Raw genomic sequence first — 24139 nt, 5'->3', positions numbered from 1 at the left:
ACAGGCTTATCAAACTAGAGCTCTTATTCTTTAATCTTTGAAAAACAAGCTGGCGTAAACAAAATCTTCATACTCAAATCTGAAAAGTCAAAATTAGAAAATGAAGCAACTTCTAAGCCGCAGGCTTGCCCAACCAGAATCTCAATACTCAATTCTAATTTCTCAATACTCAGATTAAAATCCCAAGCGGTCATCCTTTAATTTCGGCTCATCCTTGCTGCTTGAATCTGTAGATCCGTCTTCAACATCAGAGCCGCCACCGCCCCAATACTGGTTACAGTCAATAACACGGGTAAGTCCACCCTGTGGCTGTTCGAAATCACCTTTTGTATATTTCAGGTTTGAATCTTTATAAACCTTTTGCATAAAGAAGGCAAAGACTGGCATAGCTGCGGCAGCTCCCTGTCCATATTCCATACGGTCAAAACTGATTCCGCGATCCTCTGCTCCCGTCCAGACACCTGTGACCAGTTCCGGAGTAATACCGATAAACCATGCATCGGAGTTATCATTGGTTGTACCTGTTTTACCACCTATCGGATTGGTAAGTTTGTATTTCCACTGAATACGCCGAGCCGTACCCTGAGATACAACTTTTTTCAGCATATCAACAATAATATAAGCGGATTCGCTATTCAGTGCTTTCACTACTTTCGGCGCCTTATCATAGATAGGCGTCCCATTTTTATCTTCGATACGTAAAATGGCTGTTGGTTCGATCCAGGTTCCCTGGTTAACGAAAGCAGAATAAGCACCAACCATATCAAAAACAGATGCTTCATACGCACCTAGGGAAATGGAAGGGTAGTTGGGCACATCGCTCGTTATTCCCATGCGTTTGGTTAACGCAGCGACCTCTGCAGCTCCCACTTCATGCACGAGATAAGCTGTTGCAAAGTTTTGTGAATAAGCTAATGCCTTTGCCAAAGTAATCGGATTCCCGCCCTGTGCATTTCCTCTTGGCGTCCAACCATTATATGTTTGCTGGTAATTCGGAATACTATAACAAGGCGAATAACCGTTATCGATAGCTACTGCATAGGTAAATGGCTTCGCTGTAGACCCGACCTGTCGTGTTCCCATTTTAACCTGATCATATTTGAAGTGATCAAAATCAATTCCACCGACCCAAGCCTTAATATGCCCTGTTTTTGGCTCCATGGACATCATGGCATTCCGAAGCATGAGCTTGTTGTATTTAATGGAATCCATTGGTGTCATCATGGTATCTTTACTGCCTTTCCAGGTGAAAATATTCATCGCAACTTTCACATTGAAGGCTTTTTTGATCTGATCGTCATTTAATCCCTCTTCACGTAATATCCGATAACGATCAGAACGTTTCATTCCACTGATCAGCAGTTTTGCTTTATCGCCTTTGAACGGATCTCTATTTTTCCACTGCGCCGAAAATTTCGATTGCAGCTGCTTCATCCATTCTTTCTGCGCATCCTCGGCATACTGTTGCATGGACATATTGATAGTCGTATAGATCTTTAATCCATCGCGGTCTAAGTCATAAGGTGTCCCGTCAGCTTTAACAATCTTAAGATTAGCAAATTCCTTTTTAATCTGATCCTTCAATACAGCTCTAAAATAAGGCGCCAGCCCTTCCCCGTAGTTTGCAATTTTCAATTCCAGTCCGAGTGGTTTCTCCTTTGCATTCGATGCTTCTTCGGCAGAAATAAAATTGGCCGCCACCATATTATTTAATACGGTATTACGCCGAATTTTTGACTTTTCAGGATATCTTACGGGTGAATAGGCTCCGGGACCTTTCAACATGCCCACTAAAAGCGCCGCTTGTTCAGCAGTTAATTTATCTGGTGTGGTATTGAAATAAGTTCGCGCTGCAGATTTTATCCCAAATGTATTATATGCACCGAAATCCACCGTATTGAAATACATGGTAATAATCTCATCCTTAGTATAATTTCTTTCCAGACGGACAGCTGTCACCCATTCTTGAAATTTTTGGATAACCCGTTTTAAAAAGTTCTTTTGGCGGCCATCAGAAAAAAGATTAAGCGCCAGCTGTTGCGTAATGGTACTCCCCCCCTGTTTATTGCCGGTCAATGTATGGAAGATCACGGTAAAGGTACGGGAATAATCTATCCCAGAATGGTCATAGAAGCGCTTGTCCTCTGTGGAGACCAATGCTTTGACCAAATAGGGTGACAGTTCGCTGTATTTAACATTCGACCGATTCTGTACATAATAAGTTCCTAATACTTTATGATCCTCCGTAATGACCTCAGACGCTAAATTGCTTTTTGGATTTTCCAGGTCGTTAAACGAAGGCAATTTTCCAAATAGTCCAAGGCGTATACTCAATATAAATAGGAATCCCAAGGCTACAATGCCGATAATGATCTTCCAAAAATTGAACGTATATCGTTTTATATCGCCTTCAGTAAGTTGATTTTTTTTTGATACTCGCTTCATCTATTTACTAAATTTCATGTGCAAACATTATTCATTTATGCTTTTTTTCCTTTAGCATTGATGAATGTACTGCATTTTGTTTTTTTTAAGCTACATGGAATATCCAGTTTTTTGATCCGTGTTTATCTTTTTCAATTGGATATTTCACTATTTGCTCTCATATAGATTTCAATATGATTTTAATGTCCACTCTATCAGATAATGTGCCAAAGAATGATTCATGGCAAAGGTATTACTAATTCATTCAAAAGTGTGCATGAAAACATGAAAATGTTTCCTTTTTACAAGGTTGATAATGATGCTATACCCGTTCTATCAAACAGACGGCATAAGCAACGACTCCTTCTTGCCTACCGATAAAACCCATTGTTTCATTCGTGGTTGCTTTGATGGAAATATCATCCGGATCCAAACCTGTAGCTTCAGCAAGTTTGACCTTCATCTGTGGAATATAAGGCTTGATTTTGGGTGCTTCAAGGCAAAGCATCGCATCAATATTGCCAAGTTGATATCCTTTTGCCTGAATCAATTTCATACATTCTTTCAACAGCAACAAGCTGCTGATCCCTTTCCACCGCATATCCGTGTTGGGGAAGTGATAACCGATGTCTTCCAAGTTTGCGGCGCCCAAAATAGCGTCACAGATGGCGTGGACCAACACATCGGCATCTGAGTGACCAAAAGCTCCTGCATGATGCTCCAACTGTACACCTCCAACAATAAATGGATGCCCCGCTTTTATTTGATGGACATCAAACCCAAATCCTACCTTGATTTTCATGATTACTATTAAATTATGAGAATACGTTTTTCAACGTAATAAATAAGCTCGTTTTACCTCACAAACCAAATTTGCGTCCACGATATCTTCATTGCTACGAAGATAACATTTTAGAGCTGATATTTTGAAATGGAGTTTAGCATCAGACATGATCTTCCGCTTTAACTATTGGTAGTCAATAGTGGTATAATCCGAATAACAAAGGGCTATTTCGTCGGAAATAGCCCTTTGTTATAACTTATTGTCTGTTTGTTTTACTCAACCTCTCAGGACATGGATCTATGCTTCCACTTCCTCAGGCGCAAACTGATCATACACTTCGCCAAATGCATCGTAGTCCTGATCACCGTTAGGCTCAAAAACCTGAATGTCTTTGGACCTGGCAAAATCAACAATCTCCGTATTGACATTTCCATCAGCTACGACAACCATATCCGTATAATGCAATGCACCTTTATAGATTGCTTCATAGCTACCATCACCATACACTTGCGCATCTTCAGCTTTAAAAGCACCTTCCGGAGCCATTTCAGCATACTTTGAACCCAATGTACCTTTGAACTCTTCGTTAAACAAAGAATACATCACTTTTGCATCCTTAAATGTAGGGTCGTCCTTATACGTTGTTTTTACGTAAGCAGGTACCAAAGCAGAGAACCATCCGTGACAGTGTACTACATCCGGCGACCAGCCTAATTTCTTAACAGTTTCCAACGCTCCTTTACAGAAGAACACTGAACGCTCATTATTGTCTGCAAAGAATTCGCCATGCTCATCACTAAAAACTTTTTTACGCTGAAAGTAGTCCTCGTTATCCAAGAAATACACCTGCATTCGGGCTGCAGGCAGTGAAGCTACTTTAATAATTAGCGGATTATCATTATTATCCACAACAATGTTCAAGCCTGAAAGACGAATCACCTCATGTAATCTATTTCTACGCTCATTGATATTCCCAAAACGAGGCATCAAGATCCGGATTTCAAAACCCTTCTCTTGCATCGCTTGAGGCAGTTGACGTGTAATTTCAGAAATTTTGGTTAATTCGAGGAAAGGCGACATCTCGTGAGTAATAAACAATATCTTCGTTTTTGCCATCTCCAGTTATTTTTATTTATTATTTTCGAACAGTAAAATCGGTCTACAAAGGTACAAAAAAAATACTTACCATGCAATTTACTATCAATCATCGTTTTATATTCCCAAAATAATATGCAACTTTGCGAACAAAAAACTATTCAGCAAAGTGGAAATTTTCAAAACGAAAGCATCCCTCCAAGCACATCTCCAAAAAGCACGCTCGGCAGGTAAAAAGATAGCCTTGATCCCCACTATGGGAGCACTTCATGAAGGACATTTATCGTTATTAGATTATGCGAAACCCATTAGTGATATTCGTGTTTGTAGCATTTTTGTCAATCCTACACAGTTTAACGACCCTAAAGACCTTGAAAAATATCCGCGTCCAATTGAAAATGACATTAAGCTATTGGAATCCGTCGCTTGTGACATTTTATTTATGCCAAGTGTAGATGAAATGTACCCCGACAAAGATGAAAATTGGCATATTGACCTTGGCGAACTGGATCAAATCTGGGAAGGAGAAAAACGTCCGGGACATTTTCAGGGTGTAACACAGGTGGTCTACAAATTGTTTATATTAGTACAACCCGATATCGCCTGTTTTGGTCAAAAAGATTTCCAGCAGGTGATGGTCATCAAACGTATGATCGAAATCAAAGATCTTCCAATTCAATTGGCGATCTGCCCAATAATCAGGGATGAACACGGTTTAGCCTTGAGTTCGCGAAATATGCGCCTGAGCGAAGAAGGAAAAATAAAAGCCCTCGCGCTTTCGCGTTCGTTACAATATGTGAAAGATCATCTTGCAGACAACATTGACCTACAAGAAATTAAAAAGAAAGCCCTCACTATTTTGACACAGACAGAGGGATTAACAGTCGAATATTTTGCGATCTGTGAAAGCAACTCTTTAAAAGAAGTTGAGCGGATTGATGCCAGCAAACAGTATGTAGCTCTGGTAACAGCCTGGGTTGAAGGCGTTCGTCTTATTGATAATATGACGTTAGCTTAATAAAAAAAATTTTACCTTTGCGCCATGGTAATAGAAGTAATGAAATCCAAGATCCACCGCGTGAAAGTTACACAGGCGGAATTGAATTACGTGGGTAGTATCACGATAGATGAAGATTTGATGGATGCTGCAAATATCATCGCTAACGAGAAAGTTCAGATTGTAAATAACAATAATGGGGCCCGCCTAGAAACGTATGTGATTCCCGGACAGCGCGGATCGGGGACGATCTGTTTAAATGGAGCTGCAGCACGTTTGGTACAGGTTGGCGATATCGTTATTATCATTTCTTATGCAACAATGGACTTTGAGGAGGCGAAACAGTTTAAACCTGCTTTGGTATTCCCGGACGACAACAACCATTTGATTAGATAGTATTGAGGTACTTCCTACAGTACTTAATAATAATTTTATCTAGCAGAACTATATACTGCTAAATAAAAATCGTATTTTTGAAGCGCTACTCGAACAAGTAGCGCTTTTTTATGCAATCAAAAATAACAAGAAATCTGCGTCAGCTTATCGCATCATTCCAATTGGCTTTGATGTCGCTGATTATTCTTTCGGGTGTTATTTTTATGCACAAAGAGGTAAAATCAAATGGGGAAATCGTGATGCACACGCACCCTTATGATTTTACAAAGAAAGAAAAACCTCAAGAAACAGACGATCAGATCGATTATCTGAATGTCATTTATCAAAACAATTACGTACAGACCGATTTCATTATTCTCGAACTTCCTATACCAAAGGAAATTCAGCTAACGGATTATTGTTCGATCTGCCCCGAAATTACCAGCATCACAAGCAGTCCCTATTACCTCCGAGGGCCTCCCCGCTTCGCATAAAACATTTATTTTTTTAATCTGACGTACACCTTGTGAAATAACATCAGGCAATGCCGCTGGCATTTGTCAGCTGCTCTATTTCCGGAATCGAAAAATTGATCAAGATCGTGGCTTGTACATGGGTGCAAGAACTTCTGTTCATTTGATGATTAAGTGTAAACGGTAGATTGCTGCAGGTGAGTGACCTGCAGTCCAAAGATCTTTGTACATCTTAGGGCTAGGATATATAGTCAATGTTATATGATACAGCTGACAGGCAAGATGCTAATATGAGCATCCCCCTTGTCTATAGCGAAAAAGTATGCAATATAAAAGATTATAAGCTTTTAGGATTAAGATCTCAAAACGAAGTACTCCATACTCAATCTTATAAAAATGCTAAAGCAATATACGCTGCTGGCTACATTAATAGCCGGCACATCCACCATATACGCACAATCACCTTTGGAGGGATATTTATTCAATAAAAACCGTGAAGCCATTGCTTCTGGCACATTGACCATAAAGAATAGCAAATCAGCCACAACATCAGATGCTGATGGACACTTTAAATTCAATAGCCTGACTACGCCCAAAGTAACTTTAAATATTTCCGCTGTAGGTTATCGCTCACTGACAAAAGTGATCAGTTTGGACACCTTAAAATCACCGCTTCAGATCCAGCTTGACGAAGACAACCTTAATCTCGACGAGGTTGTCGTTTCGGCTACGCGTTACGGTGTCAAACGTAAGGATGCACCGGTTGTGGTCAATGTCATTGGTCCAAAACTATTCAATGCGACACAATCCGTTGCGATGTCAGAGACATTAAATTATCAACCCGGTGTTCGGGTGGAAAATAACTGTCAAAACTGTGGTTTTTCACAGGTTAGACTCAATGGCCTCGAAGGGCCATATTCACAGATATTAATCAACAGTAGAGCTGTTTTTTCGGCATTAAATAGTGTCTATGGACTGGATCAGATCCCGACCAGTATGATTGACCGGATCGAAGTTGTCCGTAGTGGTGGCTCCGCACTATTCGGAGCCAATGCCATCGCCGGAACCATCAATATCATTACAAAAGACCCTGTCGAGAACGACTGGCAGGTAAAATCCACCAATTCATTAATCGGCGGCAAAAGCTGGGACAACACCGTAGACTTCAACACCTCCCTTGTGGCAGAGGACTTAAAAACCGGCGCAACATTTTATGGCATGCACCGCAATAGGGAATCTTACGACTCCAATGGGGATGGATTTTCGGAAATCACTAAGCTTCGAAATACTACATTTGGCACCAAGGTGTTTTACAAACCGAGCGATCTGGATAAAATTACCATTGATTTCAGCACGGTCAATGAATTCCGTCGGGGTGGAGATCAGCTTGATAAAGCACCTCACCTGACTCAGATCACAGAGCAATTGCAAACCAGTTCCATTGTTGGCGGAATCACCTACGATCATTATTCCGAAGATTACAAACACAAGCTGTCGGCTTATGGTTCCGTTCAGAAAACCGAACGTGACAGCTATTATGGCGGTCTTGGTGGCGGAACCACACGCGCTGACAGTACACTTGCATCCAATTCGTATGGAAAAACAGATGATATTGCACTTGTTTTAGGAAGTCAATACACCTACAATTTTGAAAAAGATGTATTTACAGCAGGTGTAGAGTTTTCCTATAACGACACCCAGGATGAGATTCCCGGCTATAAGCGGACGATTGACCAGCAGAATAAGGGGTTGGGTACTTATGCACAATACGAATGGAAACCCTTTTCAACATTGAAAACACTGATTGGCGCCCGCTACGATTACACGTATGTAGATGGTAAATACAGTCTTGCAGGTATAAATCGGAATTCAGATCAACGCTTTGGTACCTTCAGCCCACGATTAACTGTTCTTTATGATATCACGAAAGACCTGCAGTTCAGGGGTGGATATGCACGTGGTTTCAGGGCGCCGCAGGCATTTAATGAAGACATGCACGTGACCTCGATCGGCGGCAACCAGGTTTTTGTCCTTATTGGTGAAAACTTAAAAACCGAATATTCCAATGCCTATACAGGATCATTCAGTTACAATAAAAACTTTGGAAATGTACAGACAAGCTTGCTTGTCGAAGGTTTCTACACAGATCTCAACAATCAGTTTGTCAACATTATGGCCTCAGAAAAGGATGGGTTGATTATTCAGGAGATGCAAAATGGAGAAGGCGCACGCGTGTATGGCTCCAACATCGAAATCAATATTGCCCCTTCATCCTGGCTTTCCTTCCAGACCGGAGGAACAATCCAACGCTCGCGTTATAAAAAAGATCAGCTGATCTATGAAGGCAAAGAGGATGCCCATGATATCTGGACAAAGAAATATGTCCGGACACCCAATATCTACGGTTATATGAATACGAACCTAAAAGCGACAAAACGGTTTGCAGTTGACTTGACCGGAGTATATACCGGTAAAATGATTGTACCCCATATCCAGCAAGATATCATGACCTTAAAAAATGCAAGAGATTTTGTTGAATTAAACCTACGGCTGGGCTATACACTTCCTGTCCACAAGGACTTCAGCATTGAATTCTTTGGTGGCGTCCAGAATATGTTCAACGCTTTTCAAAAGGATTTTGACAAAGGCGCTTTACGGGATTCAGATTATATTTATGGGCCAACACGTCCGAGAACCTTTACGTTCGGACTCCGCGTTGGTCATTTTCATTAAGAAATTGCCATTCGGAGAAATAGACGCTAATAAAAAAACAATGAAATATTGCCGGAAAATAAGCATGTTATTGATCGCATTATTTTATCCGCTCCTCCATTTTGGGCAGGAGCGGATCAATTGGGTCAGTTTTGAACAGCTCGATTCTTTACTTGCAGTCGAACCGCGGGAAACCCTTATTTTTATCCATACCGACTGGTGTAGCTATTGCCGGAAGATGGAACGGGAGATATTCACTAAGCAGAATCTTGTCACTGTGATCAATAAAAATTATTATGCAGTTAGTCTGGATGCGGAATCCGTGGCGGAGATCAGCTTTGATCAAAGCATCTGGAAAGCTGAATCCAACAGAAAAAAAACTGGTCAGTACCATCCTTTGGCGCTACTGTTATTGCAGGGAAAACAAATGGTTTTCCCGAGCATCCTTCGATTTGATAGCGAATTTCGCTTAAAAAACATACAACAAAAATATCTGAATTCAAAAGAGTTAGGTGTTTTTTTAGAATAATTTAACATATTTGTGTAGCGAAACCAAATGAACCTGCGTTTGGAATCTTATAATTAATACACACTTTAAGAAATTATGAAAAATATCACGAAATTTTTAATGGCATTTTTGTGTCTGGGAATGATCTTCGCATCTTGTAGCAAAGATAACATCGATTATGATGCTATAAACGAACAGATTAGACAAGAACAGATCAGACAATATAAAACCAAAAAACAGCAAGCACAGGCAATCAAAGATTATGCTGCCGCAAATTTTACAAATCCGAAATTTTCTTCCGACTCTATTGGAATATGGTATGAGGTCTTAAATGAGGGAACGGGAGATCCATTCGACTATACTACAGGTATTCCTAAAATCAGTGTCAACTATAAAGGCGAGTTAATGGATAACAATAAGACAGTATTCGCTCAAACAAAAGAAGGAACTCCAGCCAATTATTCTGATTTAAGAATTACTTATACTGAAACAACACAAGGACAGTTTCTTGGTGCATGCTGGTTCTTTGCATTCGTTCCAGAATCCATTAACAGCAATGGAGCTGAGAAAAAATTATTGGGACTTTTACCTAAGGGCTTAAAAAAGGGTTCAAAAATTAAATTGGTTACACCTTCTGTGTGGGGATTTGATAATAGAACCTATAAAATTGGTGATGGTCCATCAATTCCTGCTGATTCTCCATTGGTATATACGATCGAGGTAGTAAGTATGGAAAAAGCCACTTCAATCTAAAAAACACTTTTTATTTATGGAAGCCATTTTCATGTTGAAAATGGCTTTTTTTTAAAAACACAATACCATGAAAAAACTACTATCTACCTTATTCTTTGGGCTAACACTGGCCTCGATCTTTTTTGCTAGCTGTAACAAAGACAATTTTGACTATGCCGCTTGGGAAAGAGAACAGTTGGAAAAACAACGCATTCAGGATTCCATCAACAATAAGCGCGTTGAAGAACAATTTCCTATTATCAAAAAATATGTGGCTGACAACCAGCTTCAGAACGTACAATATATTGATTCTCTAGGCTTAGCCTACCAGCTTTTAGCTACTGGAGATGAGGCTTCATACAGCTATTCGTTTAATTCAAACGGAGCAATTATTGCCCCTGATGCTACAGTGAAATATATTGGTAAACTCGTTCCCAGTGGCACAATATTCCAACAAACCGAAGAGGGAAAAACCGCTACATTGAATTTATCTCAGGTGATCACCGCTTGGCAAATAGCCTTTTTACCAAAATCAATTTCTTATAACGGTAAAGACATCCCAACAGGTGGCCTTACATCAAAAGGTCTAAAAAAAGGATCTAAAATCCGCATCATTACCCCGTCTCCTTGGGCTTATGGTGATACGGGCAAACAAGGCTCCTCCTCTTCAGACGTTTCGATTCCAGCTAAATCACCTTTAGATTTTACAATTGAAGTTGTTGATATTAAAAATAAATAGTCTTACAGAAAACACAATAGGTATTCAAAAACCATCAAAAAAAAGTTTTTGAAGACCTATTAATCATGCTATGAATAAGTTTTTATCGCCTTTATTTTTAGGAATCGTAGCCCTCATTCTGCTGAATGTTAGCTGCAATAAAAACGACGATATTCCTATTTATAATGCGACTGAGCAATTTAAGACAGATTCCGTCCTACTTAAAAATTATGTTGAAAGCAAGTTTCCTGATGCACAGTATGATGCAGAAACGGGAATCTGGTATGAGATGCTTGCCACAGGAACGGGTACCTATACCTACAAAATAATAGATACACTAAATGCAAAACATCTTAAATTTTCTCCTACCGTAAAATATGTAGGAAAACTTTTGAATGGGAATATCTTTGATCAAACGGAAGCAGGCAAAACATCAACCTTCAACATTAGAACGAATACAGGCTATCAATATCCCTTCGACAGCACAATTATTCCGGCCTGGACATTCGCCTTTGCACCAAAAAGGATTGGAGACATGAAACTAGGCGGGCTGACCGAAAAAGGGCTTCAAAAAGGAGCTAAGATCCATATTATGGTACCTTCCAGATGGGCGCATGGGAGTCTCGCAATGGGAAAAATCCCCGCTAATTCTCCCTTGGATTTTGTAATTGAAGTCATTGACATCAAATAAGATCCTCCTATAAAAAGAACCGTTATATTCATAAAATACAAACATAAAAACGCCTCAAGCAAATTCTGACTTTAGGCGTTTTTATGTTTTTTCCCGTTAATCAACAAATATATCTTATCAAATAACACCGCATTATATTTTCCATTGGCTACCAGAAAATAGCAACCTTCAATCTGCTCAAATAATAAATCCCAACTAGAACAATAAGTGCATTTCTCGACTTAGAAATCCAGCCGATTGAAAACTCTATGTCCGACCAGTGTAATGAGTGAATAAGGAGAGCTTTTAAAAAACAAAAGCTCGAAGTGGGGAACTCCGAGCTTTACCTAACCAATTATTAACCTAAATTATGAAAAGTTCTTTATATATTATTTTGTATATATCTTTCTGTTTTGATATATCAAAGGTAACATACATTCCCTTTTATGTCAAGAAATTTAACAGCATTTAACGTTGTTAAAATTATGTTAAAACAATTTAGCAAAATGTAACAGGTTAGTGACTTTGTTTGGGTATTGCGATACTTTTAAACGCATTTTGAAGCAGTATTGTTCCAGATTTGATGAAAGACCATACTCCGGTCTCCTGAGTCAGAAAATGATATGGCTTTTTAAGGAAAAATAAGCGGGATAATGAAACCCTGAATTCTTTTAGAAAAACAATATCAATAAACAAAACACTTTCAATAAAAAGGAATAAATTTGTGTAGCAGCTTTTGTCAATATATACGACATTTAATGATGTGCGTAAAAAAACAGGAACTTATCAGGATTTCGTATGTGGCAATGGCGATCTAATAAATTGGAAAAATAAACAAGGATGAAAATAGCTTTAGCACAATTGAATTACCATATTGGCAATTTTGAAGCAAATACAAAAAAAATAATTCAAGCAATCAACCAAGCCAAAGAGGCATCGGCAGATCTTATCATATTTGCAGAGCTCGCTATCGGAGGCTATCCGGCCAAAGACCTGCTACGAAGTAAGGTATTTAAACAACAGTGCAACGAAGCTATCCATCAGATTGCAGCCCACTGCTTAGACATAGCCTGTATTATCGGTGCTCCTGTCACAAACAGCGATCCCGAAGGAAAAGCGCTTTACAATACTGCCGTATTTATCGAACAGGGAGCTGTTCGAAATATTGTAAAAAAAGGTTTATTACCAGATTACGATGTATTTGATGAATACCGCTACTTTGAACCCAACAAACGTTTTGACTGCATCACATTGAACGGTGTAAAAATTGCCCTGACCATATGTGAAGATCTCTGGGATGACGATGAGGGCGGCAACTCCTATGTAGGTGACCCTATGGCCGAACTGCGAAAAGAGAATCCCGATCTGCTGATCAATATTGCAGCTTCGCCATTCTCGTACACACATTTTGAAAAGCGCGTTAAAGTGCTCTCCCTTCAAGTCGAGAAATCCAATCGTCCTCTGATCTATGTCAACCAGGTGGGTGCACATATGGATATTATTTTCGATGGCAGATCTCTCGCATTCAACAAGGACGGAACAAAGGTTGCTGAATTAAAACGATTTGAAGAAGACCTACAATATGTCACCTATCATCAGAGAAATATTACCTCAACCACCGCAACGATAAAAGATCCTGCAACGGAGATCGCCTTGATCCATGACGCATTAATTTTGGGATTACGCGATTATTTCCAAAAATCAGGATTCAAAAGAGCGGTGTTAGGTTTATCAGGAGGATTAGATTCAGCCCTGGTTGCGGCCCTGGCCTGTGAAGCGCTCGGTGCAGACAATGTGCTTTCCATTTTAATGCCCTCTGTCTATTCCTCAGACCATTCCATCAAAGATGCAATGGATCTGGTGAGCAATACCGGCTGCAAACACCATATCGTCCCCATTAAAGATATCGCTTCTGCATACGAAAATACGCTCGCTCCTCTCTTCGAAAACTTGAAGCCCGATACCACCGAAGAAAATATACAGGCACGTGCACGTGCTGTTATCTTAATGGCTATCTCAAACAAGTTTGGCAACATCCTATTAAACACTTCCAACAAAAGCGAGGCCGCTGTAGGTTACGGCACCTTGTATGGCGACATGGCGGGCTCCATTTCGGTCATTGGCGACGTCTATAAATCCAGCGCTTATGAACTGGCGCGTTATATCAATCGGGAGCGTGAAATTATTCCGGTCAACACCATCGAAAAGGCCCCATCCGCAGAATTGCGTCCCGATCAAAAAGACTCAGATTCTCTGCCGGAGTACGACCTGCTGGATAAGATCTTATATGAATTGATTGAAAATGAAAAGAGCGGTTCCGAAGTTGTAGCAATGGGATTCGAAAAAGCGTTAGTAGAAAGAGTGAGTAAATTACTGAATAATGCTGAATTTAAACGCTTTCAGGCACCGCCAATTCTGCGGGTCAGCCCCAAAGCTTTTGGTGTGGGAAGACAGATTCCACTGGTAGCAAAATATCCGTATTAATTTTACAATTAGCATTAAACCATAGTTATAGTTTTTTGTCTAACATAAATAAATTGAAATAGGTGCTGTACAGTACAAAAGTGAATTGCCATAATAATTGCTTTGACCAGCTTGAGGGCGGCCAGAGCGAATAGTTAAGAAAGTTTAAAACAATTTAAATAAATATAAGTTCCATATAGGCCATGAAATCATTATGAGTATACAGCTAAACGGTTGCTCATGATAGATTCATCACAGTTAATAAATAAATTACTACGATGAAAAAGATTCTGTTATTTTTGGTGCTTTGCGTTGCGCTGGCATCATGTTCATCTTACCAATACAATACCACTCGGGTAGAGAAGATGGATTTTACCCCTTTCAAGACGTATGCCTGGTTACCACCGGTAGACTCGCTTTCAAAGTCTTATTTTGACAATGATATTGCCAAAACTAACATTTTGGATGCGGCAAATGCTGCCTTGGAAGCGAAGGGACTCCGATATTCAAAAGATAATCCCGATTTATTATTCCGTTATATCACGATCGTTAATAACAAAAGCCGTCTGGTATATGGCGGTGGCGGATATTATGGCTGGGGCGGTCCTTGGGGCTGGTACAGACCTTGGTTTTCACCTTACTATTACGGTGGTGGATATTATCCCGTTGCAAAAGAACGCTATCGTTATGGCCACCTGATCATCGAAGCGATCGACCGCAAAACAAATACCGTGATCTGGCAGGCGCGGGGTTCAGGGGATGTAGACAATCCGGAGAAAGCGATCAATAACATCAGTAAAGTGGCGACCGGAGTGATTGATTTGTTCCCGGTAAAAACATTAAAAAAATAGGTGGAGTTTAAGATGACTCCCCAAAAACAAAAGGCTGGTTTGATAGACCAGCCTTTTGTTTTTTATTATTAGAAATCTCTTTTATGTTCCGTCCGTCGCCCAATTCGCTTCTTCACCGGATTGGGATTGAGGTCAACCCAATAAACTTAACATTAAACCGATGGACGCAATTTCAAATAAAACGGTACCTCAACGCGATCTTTGGATTTATTAATGATCAATTCGGCAGCCATCCTACCCATCATCTCAAAATCAGTCGATATTGTCGTAATGCCATTGAGAATAAACTTCTTTAATGGCGTCTCATTATAGGAAATGATACCAACATCTTTTCCGATGATCAATTTTTTTTGAATAACCTTATTTAACAATTTGACGAGATCGTCTTCAATAATATTGATATAGCAAGTACCTTTCTCTACCTTCTCTTCATCTATGTCAGAGACCAGCTCATGGTCAAAAGCGTATTGTTGACAGAATTTATAAAATCCCTTGATAATAGCCTTTGGAAAATCACTATAGTCAGGAAATACCAGTTTCAAGTTTTTGTACTTACTCAACACTTCATTCGCTTCCTCCAATGCAGTATAAATATCATGTTCGTAATTTTCGTAAACCGCAGGAAAGTCTCCGGGCACATCTTCAATGAACTTTCCCAGCAACATGAGCTTCTCGGCAGGAATCTTACGGATAATGTCCGGTGCTTTGTCTCTCCCCTCTTTAAAATGTGGAAAGAGTACGTAATGGTCATATGTTTTGGTTAAACTGCCCAAAAGCGTATTCAGATACGATAGATCTGAATTATATACAAATAAATCTAAATTCGCATAATCACTCAGTTGTTTGGCAAAGGAATCATATACAATTTTTTTATGCGCACTTAGTTTATTCAGAAAGAGCGCTATCTTAAGTTTAGATTCGACATCCGTTTTATTCACATAATATCCCTTCCCCGGGTTAGAGGCTATAATCTCATTTTTCTTAAGATAACGGTACGCTTTTTCGACAGTGTCACGTGATATTTCCAAATATGCACTCAGCTCATTAATAGAAGGAAGCATATCATCTCTGACCAATGTTTCATTTTTAACAGCATCGATAATCGTATTTGCCAATTGCAAATATTTGGGAGTAGCAGAAAAATCACTGATTTCTAAGGTCTTTAAAAACTGATTTACGGAACTGGTCATTGTTAGATTTTAATATTTATAAAATTAACGATTTGTTTATAAATATTTAAACAAAACACCCAAAAACAATTTGCCTCAGAAGCCCGCTTCCATGCATCCCATAATAAAAGGTCCAGTTGCTTTTGTATCATTTTCACGAATCCGCTCACCAACGTAATAATCATAACTGCCGTCCCTGTAAGGATTGCCTCCCAGACCAGCGACAGCATTACACTGCATCAATGTCCACAATCCATTTTCTTGCTTTAACAGCTTTTTTTGAATACCCTGATATAATTTGTTTACCAAGGCCATGTAGCTTTCGGAAAGGTGTTTTTTATTGATGCCTTTTGAATAGGTATATAGAAACATACTATTGACCGACGCTTCCTGATAATTACCTTTTCTTTTGGGCTGGTCAATTACTTGCCACCACAGGCCTTCATCATCTTGATAGTTGGCAAGGGTATTAGCTAACGATTGAGCCAATTGAATCAATTTATCTCTTCTGGGATAATCCAACGGCAATTCATCCAATACATCAATGACAGCCATAAAATACCAGCCAATACTTCTGCCCCAAAAATTGGGCGATTGTCCCGTTTGGGGATTTGCCCAAGCTTGCTTTTTACTTTCGTCCCAAGCGTGATAATACAACCCTGTCCTAGGATCCAATGTATGTTTAGCTGTAATTAAAATTTCGTCAATAGCCTTATCATAATATTGGTCATCCTTGCTCAGCTTTGCATATTTAGCGAGAAAAGGCCCGGTCATATAAACGCCATCCAACCAGATCTGATGGGGGTAAATTAATTTGTGCCAATAGCCGCCTTCGAGTGTTGTAGGTTGATATTTTAGTTGGTGAACCAATGTTTCAATAGCCAGACGATATTTTTCTTTCTTAGTTTTTTCATAAAGTTCAAAGAGTATTTTTCCGGAATTCACAAAATCCACATTATAGGCACTGAGCTCGTATAGATGAATTTCTCCCTTTTCATTGATGAGTGTATCCGCCCACTTTTCTACGTAGTTGAAGTATTTTTTATCGCCGGTCTTTTCGGCAACTTTTAGCATAGCAAGACAACCTAAACCTTGGGAATACCCGAAATATAGTCGTTTACCATGATCCAATTGCCAAGCCTCAGGGAAACGTTTCATCTCCGAATCCGCAAACTGTTGATACATCGATTGTGCTGTCAAAGTTAATATACTGACTAGCAACTGTAGGAAAAGAACGATCTTTTTAAATAACATATATGTAATCCTTTATTTTTAACACCGATTTATTGACCAATTAGATATCGATATGCATTGAACGTTTTGGATATACTTTAAGAATGAATTTTAAACGTATACAGAAATTGGCAATCCTAAAAGTACGACGAAAAGAAATAGAAGCTGTCCTGAACTGTCTTGATTCCGCGCCCTTACTCGACGATTTTGCGCAGTAAAATGTTGTTTCCCCCACATGAAAATACCTTTCAGAACAACGTTTGGTCTATTCTGTCACGTGGAATGTTCAACGAGTCACATGAAAGAATCAGTTAGTCACTGGACTTCTTCGTTTTGACAGGCGGAAAAATGAAAAAGTCCGGCGACTAAACAGAACAGTCACCGGACTTTTTCATTTCGACGGACGTTTGCAGAAGATCTACAGAGGAAATGCTCATTTTTCCACACGGAAAAATCGTTAACACACCCGTCAAAAAACTGATTCCATAGTGGGAAATCAACCATTTACTCGGCGATTTACCTCTTTAGGAAGCATCTCTAATAAGAAAAAAGGCACACCTCTATTTAAACCATCAATAAATCAACTATTTACAATATAATTTAAGTTTACTCTAAGGGATATTGAACAAACCAATTTTTTCTATCCAACAAATATTGATGAATCTGATTCGCTTGTCCAGCAGCGTATTTTTGCGCAACTACATCGGCTAGAATTGCTGGCTCGTTCCATCGATCGGCAATCCGCATTAGGGCAAAATATGCCTTTGCTTCACCAGCACTTTCCATCAACGTTTCTTTAACAATCAATTTATCCAACGCTTTTTTATAAGCATCCATTTTCTCGACCGTTGACAAGTCGTCCTTGCTTAAACCCTCAGGATAAACGGGGGCAAGATTGACCCGACGCCTGATGCCCCAATTTCTGGCGAGGCTAACATTCATCACCGCATCATCAAAAGGGTACTTTAAATTGCCCGCATTTCGCGAAAGGTACAACTCTACGCCATCGTTCAGTAACGCTTCCGCCTGGTCAAATAGTCCTAAATTATTTAAGGCCTCAATCATAAAAAAATGTACGTCAGCATCTCTATATATTACAATATGCACGTTATTTTTATATATTTCTGATGCACTTTCCCGATCTCTGGAGAACTTGCGAATGACCCAATCTCCATTCTGTAAATAATAGGTGTAATTCTCGCCTCGATATTGGTCGCCCAGTGTATGACCGTCATACCTAATTTGCTCCTGGTATCTCTTCATCGCTACCTCCGTGGGTTTTAAATAATAAACTGAAGGTGTAAGATTTGAAAAAAACTGGATCATACGATTCGTCTGATTTCTTTCGAAATCATAAGGAACAATATTAATTAATACTCTTGTCCGCGTGATTGGATCCCGTGTAAATACCTGAACCCACTCGCCGTTATAATCGTCATTACTCACCTTAAACTTATTACTTCCATTGTCATAAATAAAGCGGATACCGATATCGACAACTTTTGAATACTGTTTTGTCCATAGATAGAGTTCCATTAACAACGGTTCTGGTGATGGACAGATCATATTCCATGTGAGATCCTGTTGATTGGTATTGACACCGGGGAACAAAATATTTCCCCAGTTCGCAACATACTTACCATCAACGCCATCTAGTCCTGCTTCCATTAATGAAACTAGTTTAGGCAACAATTCATTCAAGGAGATCACGGGAATTGTGGCAACATTATCCAGGTTAATCTTAGGGTCATCAAAATAGGCGACTTTACCATACAGTTTTCCTAGCGTGAGATAGGTCCATACCTTAAAACGAATAGTTCCAGAAATCAATGCCCTATAATGTTCATCTTCCAGCGCCTTTGGATTCGCTTTGCGATATGCCATAATCTTTTCTAAATAAGCATTGGCATTTACAATCAAATCATAATAAGTCCGGGGATTGGCAAAGGTATTTCCTTTTTTCTCTCTATAATTATACAGATCCCACAAATCTTGCGGTGCATTTGCGGTGGGTTCAAGGAGATCTGTACGCAGTTCGCTTAAGAATACCGTTTGATCAGCTAATGTCTGCATTTTTGCGGCAACGCCCATATATCCCGAATATAATTCGTTTGTTTCCTTTCCATATTCCTTATCCGTCAAAATATCATTGGTATTAACTTCAAAGTATTTGGAACAACTGGTAAAAAACAAGCACAGCACAGCTATGCCATAATGAATATGATAACTTTTCATACGTTTTCTAGAGTTTAATATTGACACCTAATTTAAAAGTTCGAGGTAATGGAATTTTCCCATAGTCAGCACCTGTATAACTCATATTATTGCTGTAAGCCGTTACAGGATCTAGACCTAAGTATTTGCTCCAAGTAAATAGATTTTCAGCAGCGATATACCATTCCGAATTGGAAAGAATTTTAAGTCTATGATTTCCAAACCTATAAGACAACGACAGGTTCTCTAACCGCATATAAGAAGCATCTTCAATCCAGCGGTTGGAAAATCGTGCATTCTCCATCGGATCTCCATATTGAGCCTGTGGCACATCCGTTTGCTGGCCATCCGTTTGCCAACGGCGCAATGCTGCAATGGATTGATTGTTATAACTGGACAGGTCTTCGAGGCTTCTTCGCACGGCATTGTAAGCTTTATTTCCTTTTGTAAAACTCATCAGGCCCTGCAATTGAAACTTCTTGTAACGTAATGAGAAATAGGCACCTCCAAATAATTTGGGTAAACTATTTCCTAAATCCATCCGATCCTCAGCATCTATAATACCATCATTATTGATATCCTCAAACTGAATATCTCCTGCAGAAAACATTCTATTTTTATAATCGTATAAATTCAATTGCTCGGCCTCTTTAGCGCTAGCTATAACTCCATTTGATTGATAGCCATAGAAAGAAAAGGGAGACTGTCCTACTTGATGAATGCGAACAACATCATCTTCCTGCTGTAACAATATGGGGTCTACGCTCAAAAGTTTCTTCACCGTGCTGTTTAATGTGGATAGGTTACCGCCAAGCGTAAAGGACCAGTCTTTTTTATCAACAAAAGCGAAATTCACGTCTACTTCCAAACCATGATTGTCGATTTGTCCGCCATTTAAGAATATCTTATCGATCCCAGCTATCGGCGATACTGAAAACGCATTCAAAAGATGGCTAGCTCTGTTGTAATAATAACCTGCATTCACGTTTAAACGTTGGTTGAATCCGGAAAAGATCAGATTGCCCTGCAGGTTTTGATTATCTTCCCATCTAATTTTATTGTTGGGAATATTCCCAACGACAATTCCAGCAAGTTGTCGATATAATTGACTGCTGTAATACGATTGTCCAATCTTCGATGAAAAACGGCTATTTCCGGTTTTTGCATAACCGAATTTCAAAATTAGCTTATTAAGCGATTCACGTTCCTTGAGAAAAGACATGTTAGATAGCAAAATGGATAAGTCCGCAGCTGGGAAAAACCCAAACCTTCCGACATTTGAGCCTGTAACTGAAGTGCCATCAACACTAAGATTGACATCTAATTTCAACAAGCTACGCCAATTGTAATTAAGGAAACCATACATATTCATCCAATTCCAGTCTTCATCGTATCCCCAAAACTTACGTCCAGCGTTACTTACGTAATTCAGTGTGCGGTAAAAATCGGAACTCGTATTCCTCCCCGCACCAGCATCGTATTCCTGGCTGTTCAGAAGTCCCTGTATACCGGCACCTGCTTCCCATTGATCCTTGCCATACTGCCTGGAATAACTTCCATAAAAATTCCATGAGATATTAGACGATTTGCCCGCACCAGACCGCGCAGTATTTAAGGCCATGCCATTTTCCAAAGGCACAATAGTTCCGCTGGACAGTCCCGGTACAAAGGTTGTCTGTCTGCTATAATTTGTATAGAATCCGAGCAAGGCATTAAATTGGAGACTTTTTGTAGCGCTATAACGTAAATTAGCCTGTGCAAAAACATCGTAGATATCTGATGTAAAATCGCCAGTTTGCAAAAGAGCTATTGGATTGGATACTCCAAATTGCCGAACACCATCCAAATCATTCAATACGTTATTGTCTTTATCTTTTGTATAAGGACTAAGAATTGGTGCTCTATACATCGCAGCCAGCATGGGATTAGTCGTTTTTAGCATACCCTGTTCCTGCAATCTTCCGGTACTATAGGTCAACGCCATCATCGCATTCAAATCGAATTTTTGTCCTAAAGCGATGGTTGAATTCAAGCGGGTGCTGTATCGTGTGTTGCTCGTATAATCCAATGCACCCTGCTGATTCAATACGCCGAGTGAGAGATCGTATTTTGCGATAGCATCTCCTCCTTTGATCCTTAAATGGTGATCTGTTACAAAAGCATTTCTATAAATCTGATCTTGCCAATCTGTCTTATTGTTGTACAGATAATTATAATAATAATTCGGATCATCTTTCAGGAAAGGAAATTGTGTTAAAAGTTCCCCCATATCATTGTAGTTGGTCATCCCCACTGCGCCAAGATAACTTTTATACTGACTATCATTCAATAACGGGAGCCTTCTGAATTGGTGGCTGATACCAAAATTACCATGGTATTCGATGACCGTTTCCATATCATCTGATGCTGAGGTTTCCAATTTTAACACGCCATTGGATCCCAACGATCCATAACGAGCCGTTTCAGCTCCTTTTAAAAACCGAATACTTTTTATGTCCTGAAGATTAAATGGGGCGAAAATACTCCGCGAATATCCACCGATAATCGGAGAATTATCCATATCTGGAAAAAAGGGAGCCTCATCGACCACAATTAATGGGTTATTGTTTGCTTCAAACGATCGAATTCCTCTAAAATTTAACGCACCACCTTCTGAGGGCATCCCACTTTTGTTGGTAACACGCAAACCTGCAATTTGCCCTTTGAGTACTTGTTCAACTGTAGTCGCGCCTTTAGGGTAATCATTAGCTGTCAAAATCCTTGAATTGGCCGATGAGAAAGATCCTGAAACTACATTTTCATAATGTTCCCGTCCCTCCGAAACCAAGGTTATTTCAATCTGGCTCCGTCCTAACAGCTCAATTCTTGATTCAAAAAAACCAGGACTCCAAACTCGGATTACCGGTGCTTCTTCAATTATTTTATCTAACGAAAACGTTCCATCCCCCTTTGTCTTGGTCGTATGTGTAGAATTCAAAATGGTAATGACAGCTCCCTCAATCGGAGTTTTATCATATGAATTCACGACTTTCCCTTGGATACTATGTTGCGCATAGCTATTCACACAGAATATGGAGAATGACAAGGTGATGGACAGTTTCCAAATAAGTTTCTTTTTTCTAAACATGAGATCCGTAAATTTCATCTGATTAATAATTATTTACTGTTGGGATCAATGCCCAATGATATAGCTCTATATTTTCTACAGTCCCTTTTCCTAATCCGGCGAATTCAACTTTTATTTTAAAAGATCGGATTTTATCACCTTCGATAACAAGGGGGCCAACCAATCCGCCCCAGCCATTATATTTCGTACCAGGTACGGTATTTGTGGCACGATCGTAATTCCATGGCGTAGCTGGTTCTACATTCAATGATTTAGCGATAAGTTTGCCGTCCACATAGATATTGACAAAGGGATGATTCTTCGCTAAGAACCCCATATATAGATTATATTCTCCCGGAGGCACCTCCACCACTTTATATCCTGTGGAACCGTCTGGTTTCCGCTCCAGCATAATCGGGGTAAAATCGATAGAAGCGGGTAGATTATCTGAGATATTGCCCCTAAACAATAATGTTCTATAGGTTAACTCTATTCCCAATGTCGGAAAAGACACTTTGTCCCGATCTTTTGGTTCTATACCGGTCACATTTGCTAAAGTAAATAGATCTGGCTTTTCATGCTCAGGCACATATTCATAATAATGAAACAACTGTTTTATCATTCGAATATGAACATTATTGGGAATCTTTAATTTGGTAACATTAAAAATTCGGCCATTGCTCATCCGTTTATATTGAGGATCCACAAGTTGCACTGTTGGCTTCCATACTCGATTAAATGCCGATGTGAGATCCTTCGTACCATAATTATCAATGATTTCATTATAAAAAATTGCCTCTTTGATCCAACTATAGGCGATTAATGAATCTTCTTTCAAAAATTGTTTCCCAAATTGATCATAGAGACGTTTTAAGTCGTCAAAACAGTTTTTAATAACCTGATTACTTGGTAAAAACATCGTAACATTTGCAAATTCCGAGCGAATATTTGCCTTTTCAAAAATTGGATTCGTAATGGTAAATACAGAATCGTATAGCGTATTTCCCGTAGGGTCAACACCAATTGGAATACTATTTGACAAATCGAAAATAGTATCATTCATCGCAAGAACACTATCTCTGATGATAGAATAATCGCTTCCAAGTCCACGGAGATAATCATAGATGCTAACATCAGGGGTTAACAATTGGTCAATTTCATGGACCACTCCATTTTTACAAAATTGATTTGCTTTTGTTAGCGCTGCGTCACCAACGTGCAGCTGATCATCCTTACGGGAAACCATCAGGTACTTTCCATTTAACGTAATTAGTTTTAAACCATCTTTGAGCTTTCCGCTATCATATTTTAGATTATTGATATGATATTTTAGAATCGAAGCTTTATTTTCTGTAGATGCTTCCAAGACTGCCATCTGATCGTTAGGTACGGCCCAGATTGTTAATTCTTGATCCCGTGACAACTCTTCTGCAATCCCATATTCTTCCAGCTTAGAGACGAATAGGCTATATTGTGGTTGAGTTTTCAGATAAGCTAATAAATCTAGATCGGAAACGGTTCCCTGATCCTCATAATGATCATTCCAATTTTTTTTACACCCTGTTGCCACAACCAGCATCAACAGGAGAATTCCTACAATATTTTTCATCTGTAT

General features: G+C 39.4%; 18 protein-coding genes. 10 read left to right on the top strand and 8 right to left on the bottom strand.

Annotation, left to right across the window (positions count from 1 at the left end; translation table 11 throughout):
* Window positions 1-174: 174 nt before the first annotated feature.
* The 3 genes from DCO56_RS17195 to DCO56_RS17185 all read right to left on the bottom strand — a co-directional run bounded on the left by DCO56_RS17195 (window position 175) and on the right by DCO56_RS17185 (window position 4324).
* On the bottom strand, window positions 175-2445 hold the full coding sequence (locus DCO56_RS17195; protein ID WP_108634972.1) for a transglycosylase domain-containing protein: 2271 nt from the start codon (window positions 2443-2445) through the stop codon (window positions 175-177).
* Window positions 2446-2746: 301 nt separating this feature from the next.
* Window positions 2747-3226: a 2-C-methyl-D-erythritol 2,4-cyclodiphosphate synthase gene (gene ispF, locus DCO56_RS17190; protein WP_108634971.1), complete on the bottom strand. Its 480-nt coding sequence runs from the start codon at window positions 3224-3226 to the stop codon at window positions 2747-2749.
* A 279-nt stretch (window positions 3227-3505) separates the two neighbouring features.
* Window positions 3506-4324 carry a glycogen/starch synthase gene (locus DCO56_RS17185; RefSeq protein WP_108634970.1) on the bottom strand — a complete coding sequence of 273 codons (819 nt, stop codon included), beginning with the start codon at window positions 4322-4324 and terminating at the stop codon, window positions 3506-3508.
* 148 nt (window positions 4325-4472) lie between these two features.
* Between DCO56_RS17185 and panC the strand changes: the two genes are divergently transcribed.
* From panC to DCO56_RS17135, 10 genes are all read left to right on the top strand, one after another.
* The gene (panC, locus tag DCO56_RS17180; RefSeq protein ID WP_108634969.1) at window positions 4473-5321 is read left to right on the top strand and encodes a pantoate--beta-alanine ligase; all 849 of its coding nucleotides are present in this window, start codon (window positions 4473-4475) and stop codon (window positions 5319-5321) included.
* 24 nt (window positions 5322-5345) lie between these two features.
* A complete protein-coding gene (gene panD, locus DCO56_RS17175; protein ID WP_108634968.1) occupies window positions 5346-5696 on the top strand; it encodes an aspartate 1-decarboxylase in 351 nt (116 codons plus the stop codon).
* Window positions 5697-5806: 110 nt separating this feature from the next.
* Window positions 5807-6169 (top strand): hypothetical protein, encoded by a 363-nt coding sequence (locus DCO56_RS17170; protein WP_108634967.1) that lies wholly within the window; start codon window positions 5807-5809, stop codon window positions 6167-6169.
* 375 nt (window positions 6170-6544) lie between these two features.
* A complete protein-coding gene (locus tag DCO56_RS17165; RefSeq protein ID WP_108634966.1) occupies window positions 6545-8881 on the top strand; it encodes a TonB-dependent receptor in 2337 nt (778 codons plus the stop codon).
* A gap of 40 nt (window positions 8882-8921) precedes the next feature.
* On the top strand, window positions 8922-9389 hold the full coding sequence (locus DCO56_RS17160; protein ID WP_181390589.1) for a DUF255 domain-containing protein: 468 nt from the start codon (window positions 8922-8924) through the stop codon (window positions 9387-9389).
* 75 nt (window positions 9390-9464) lie between these two features.
* Window positions 9465-10121, top strand: coding sequence for an FKBP-type peptidyl-prolyl cis-trans isomerase (locus DCO56_RS17155; protein ID WP_108634964.1), 657 nt, complete (start codon window positions 9465-9467; stop codon window positions 10119-10121).
* 67 nt (window positions 10122-10188) lie between these two features.
* A complete protein-coding gene (locus tag DCO56_RS17150; protein WP_108634963.1) occupies window positions 10189-10839 on the top strand; it encodes an FKBP-type peptidyl-prolyl cis-trans isomerase in 651 nt (216 codons plus the stop codon).
* 70 nt (window positions 10840-10909) lie between these two features.
* Window positions 10910-11509 carry an FKBP-type peptidyl-prolyl cis-trans isomerase gene (locus tag DCO56_RS17145; RefSeq protein WP_108634962.1) on the top strand — a complete coding sequence of 200 codons (600 nt, stop codon included), beginning with the start codon at window positions 10910-10912 and terminating at the stop codon, window positions 11507-11509.
* Window positions 11510-12328: 819 nt separating this feature from the next.
* Window positions 12329-13972, top strand: coding sequence for an NAD+ synthase (locus tag DCO56_RS17140; protein WP_108634961.1), 1644 nt, complete (start codon window positions 12329-12331; stop codon window positions 13970-13972).
* A gap of 257 nt (window positions 13973-14229) precedes the next feature.
* Window positions 14230-14802, top strand: coding sequence for a DUF4136 domain-containing protein (locus DCO56_RS17135; RefSeq protein WP_108634960.1), 573 nt, complete (start codon window positions 14230-14232; stop codon window positions 14800-14802).
* A gap of 152 nt (window positions 14803-14954) precedes the next feature.
* Here DCO56_RS17135 and DCO56_RS17130 read toward each other — a convergent pair whose 3' ends face one another.
* The 5 genes from DCO56_RS17130 to DCO56_RS17110 form a co-directional block, all read right to left on the bottom strand.
* A complete protein-coding gene (locus tag DCO56_RS17130) occupies window positions 14955-15992 on the bottom strand; it encodes a GntR family transcriptional regulator (RefSeq protein ID WP_108634959.1) in 1038 nt (345 codons plus the stop codon).
* Between the two features lie 75 nt (window positions 15993-16067).
* Window positions 16068-17225, bottom strand: coding sequence for a glycoside hydrolase family 88/105 protein (locus tag DCO56_RS17125; protein ID WP_108634958.1), 1158 nt, complete (start codon window positions 17223-17225; stop codon window positions 16068-16070).
* Between the two features lie 585 nt (window positions 17226-17810).
* Window positions 17811-19439 carry a RagB/SusD family nutrient uptake outer membrane protein gene (locus DCO56_RS17120; protein WP_108634957.1) on the bottom strand — a complete coding sequence of 543 codons (1629 nt, stop codon included), beginning with the start codon at window positions 19437-19439 and terminating at the stop codon, window positions 17811-17813.
* Between the two features lie 7 nt (window positions 19440-19446).
* Window positions 19447-22563 (bottom strand): SusC/RagA family TonB-linked outer membrane protein, encoded by a 3117-nt coding sequence (locus tag DCO56_RS17115; protein ID WP_245935861.1) that lies wholly within the window; start codon window positions 22561-22563, stop codon window positions 19447-19449.
* Between the two features lie 4 nt (window positions 22564-22567).
* A complete protein-coding gene (locus DCO56_RS17110; RefSeq protein WP_108635135.1) occupies window positions 22568-24133 on the bottom strand; it encodes a fasciclin domain-containing protein in 1566 nt (521 codons plus the stop codon).
* Window positions 24134-24139 lie beyond the last annotated feature (6 nt).

The organism is Sphingobacterium athyrii, assembly GCF_003071065.1.
Taxonomy (GTDB): Bacteria; Bacteroidota; Bacteroidia; order Sphingobacteriales; family Sphingobacteriaceae; genus Sphingobacterium; species Sphingobacterium athyrii.
Note: the sequence above shows the minus strand (reverse complement) of the source record. Positions and strands in the feature narration are given on the sequence as shown.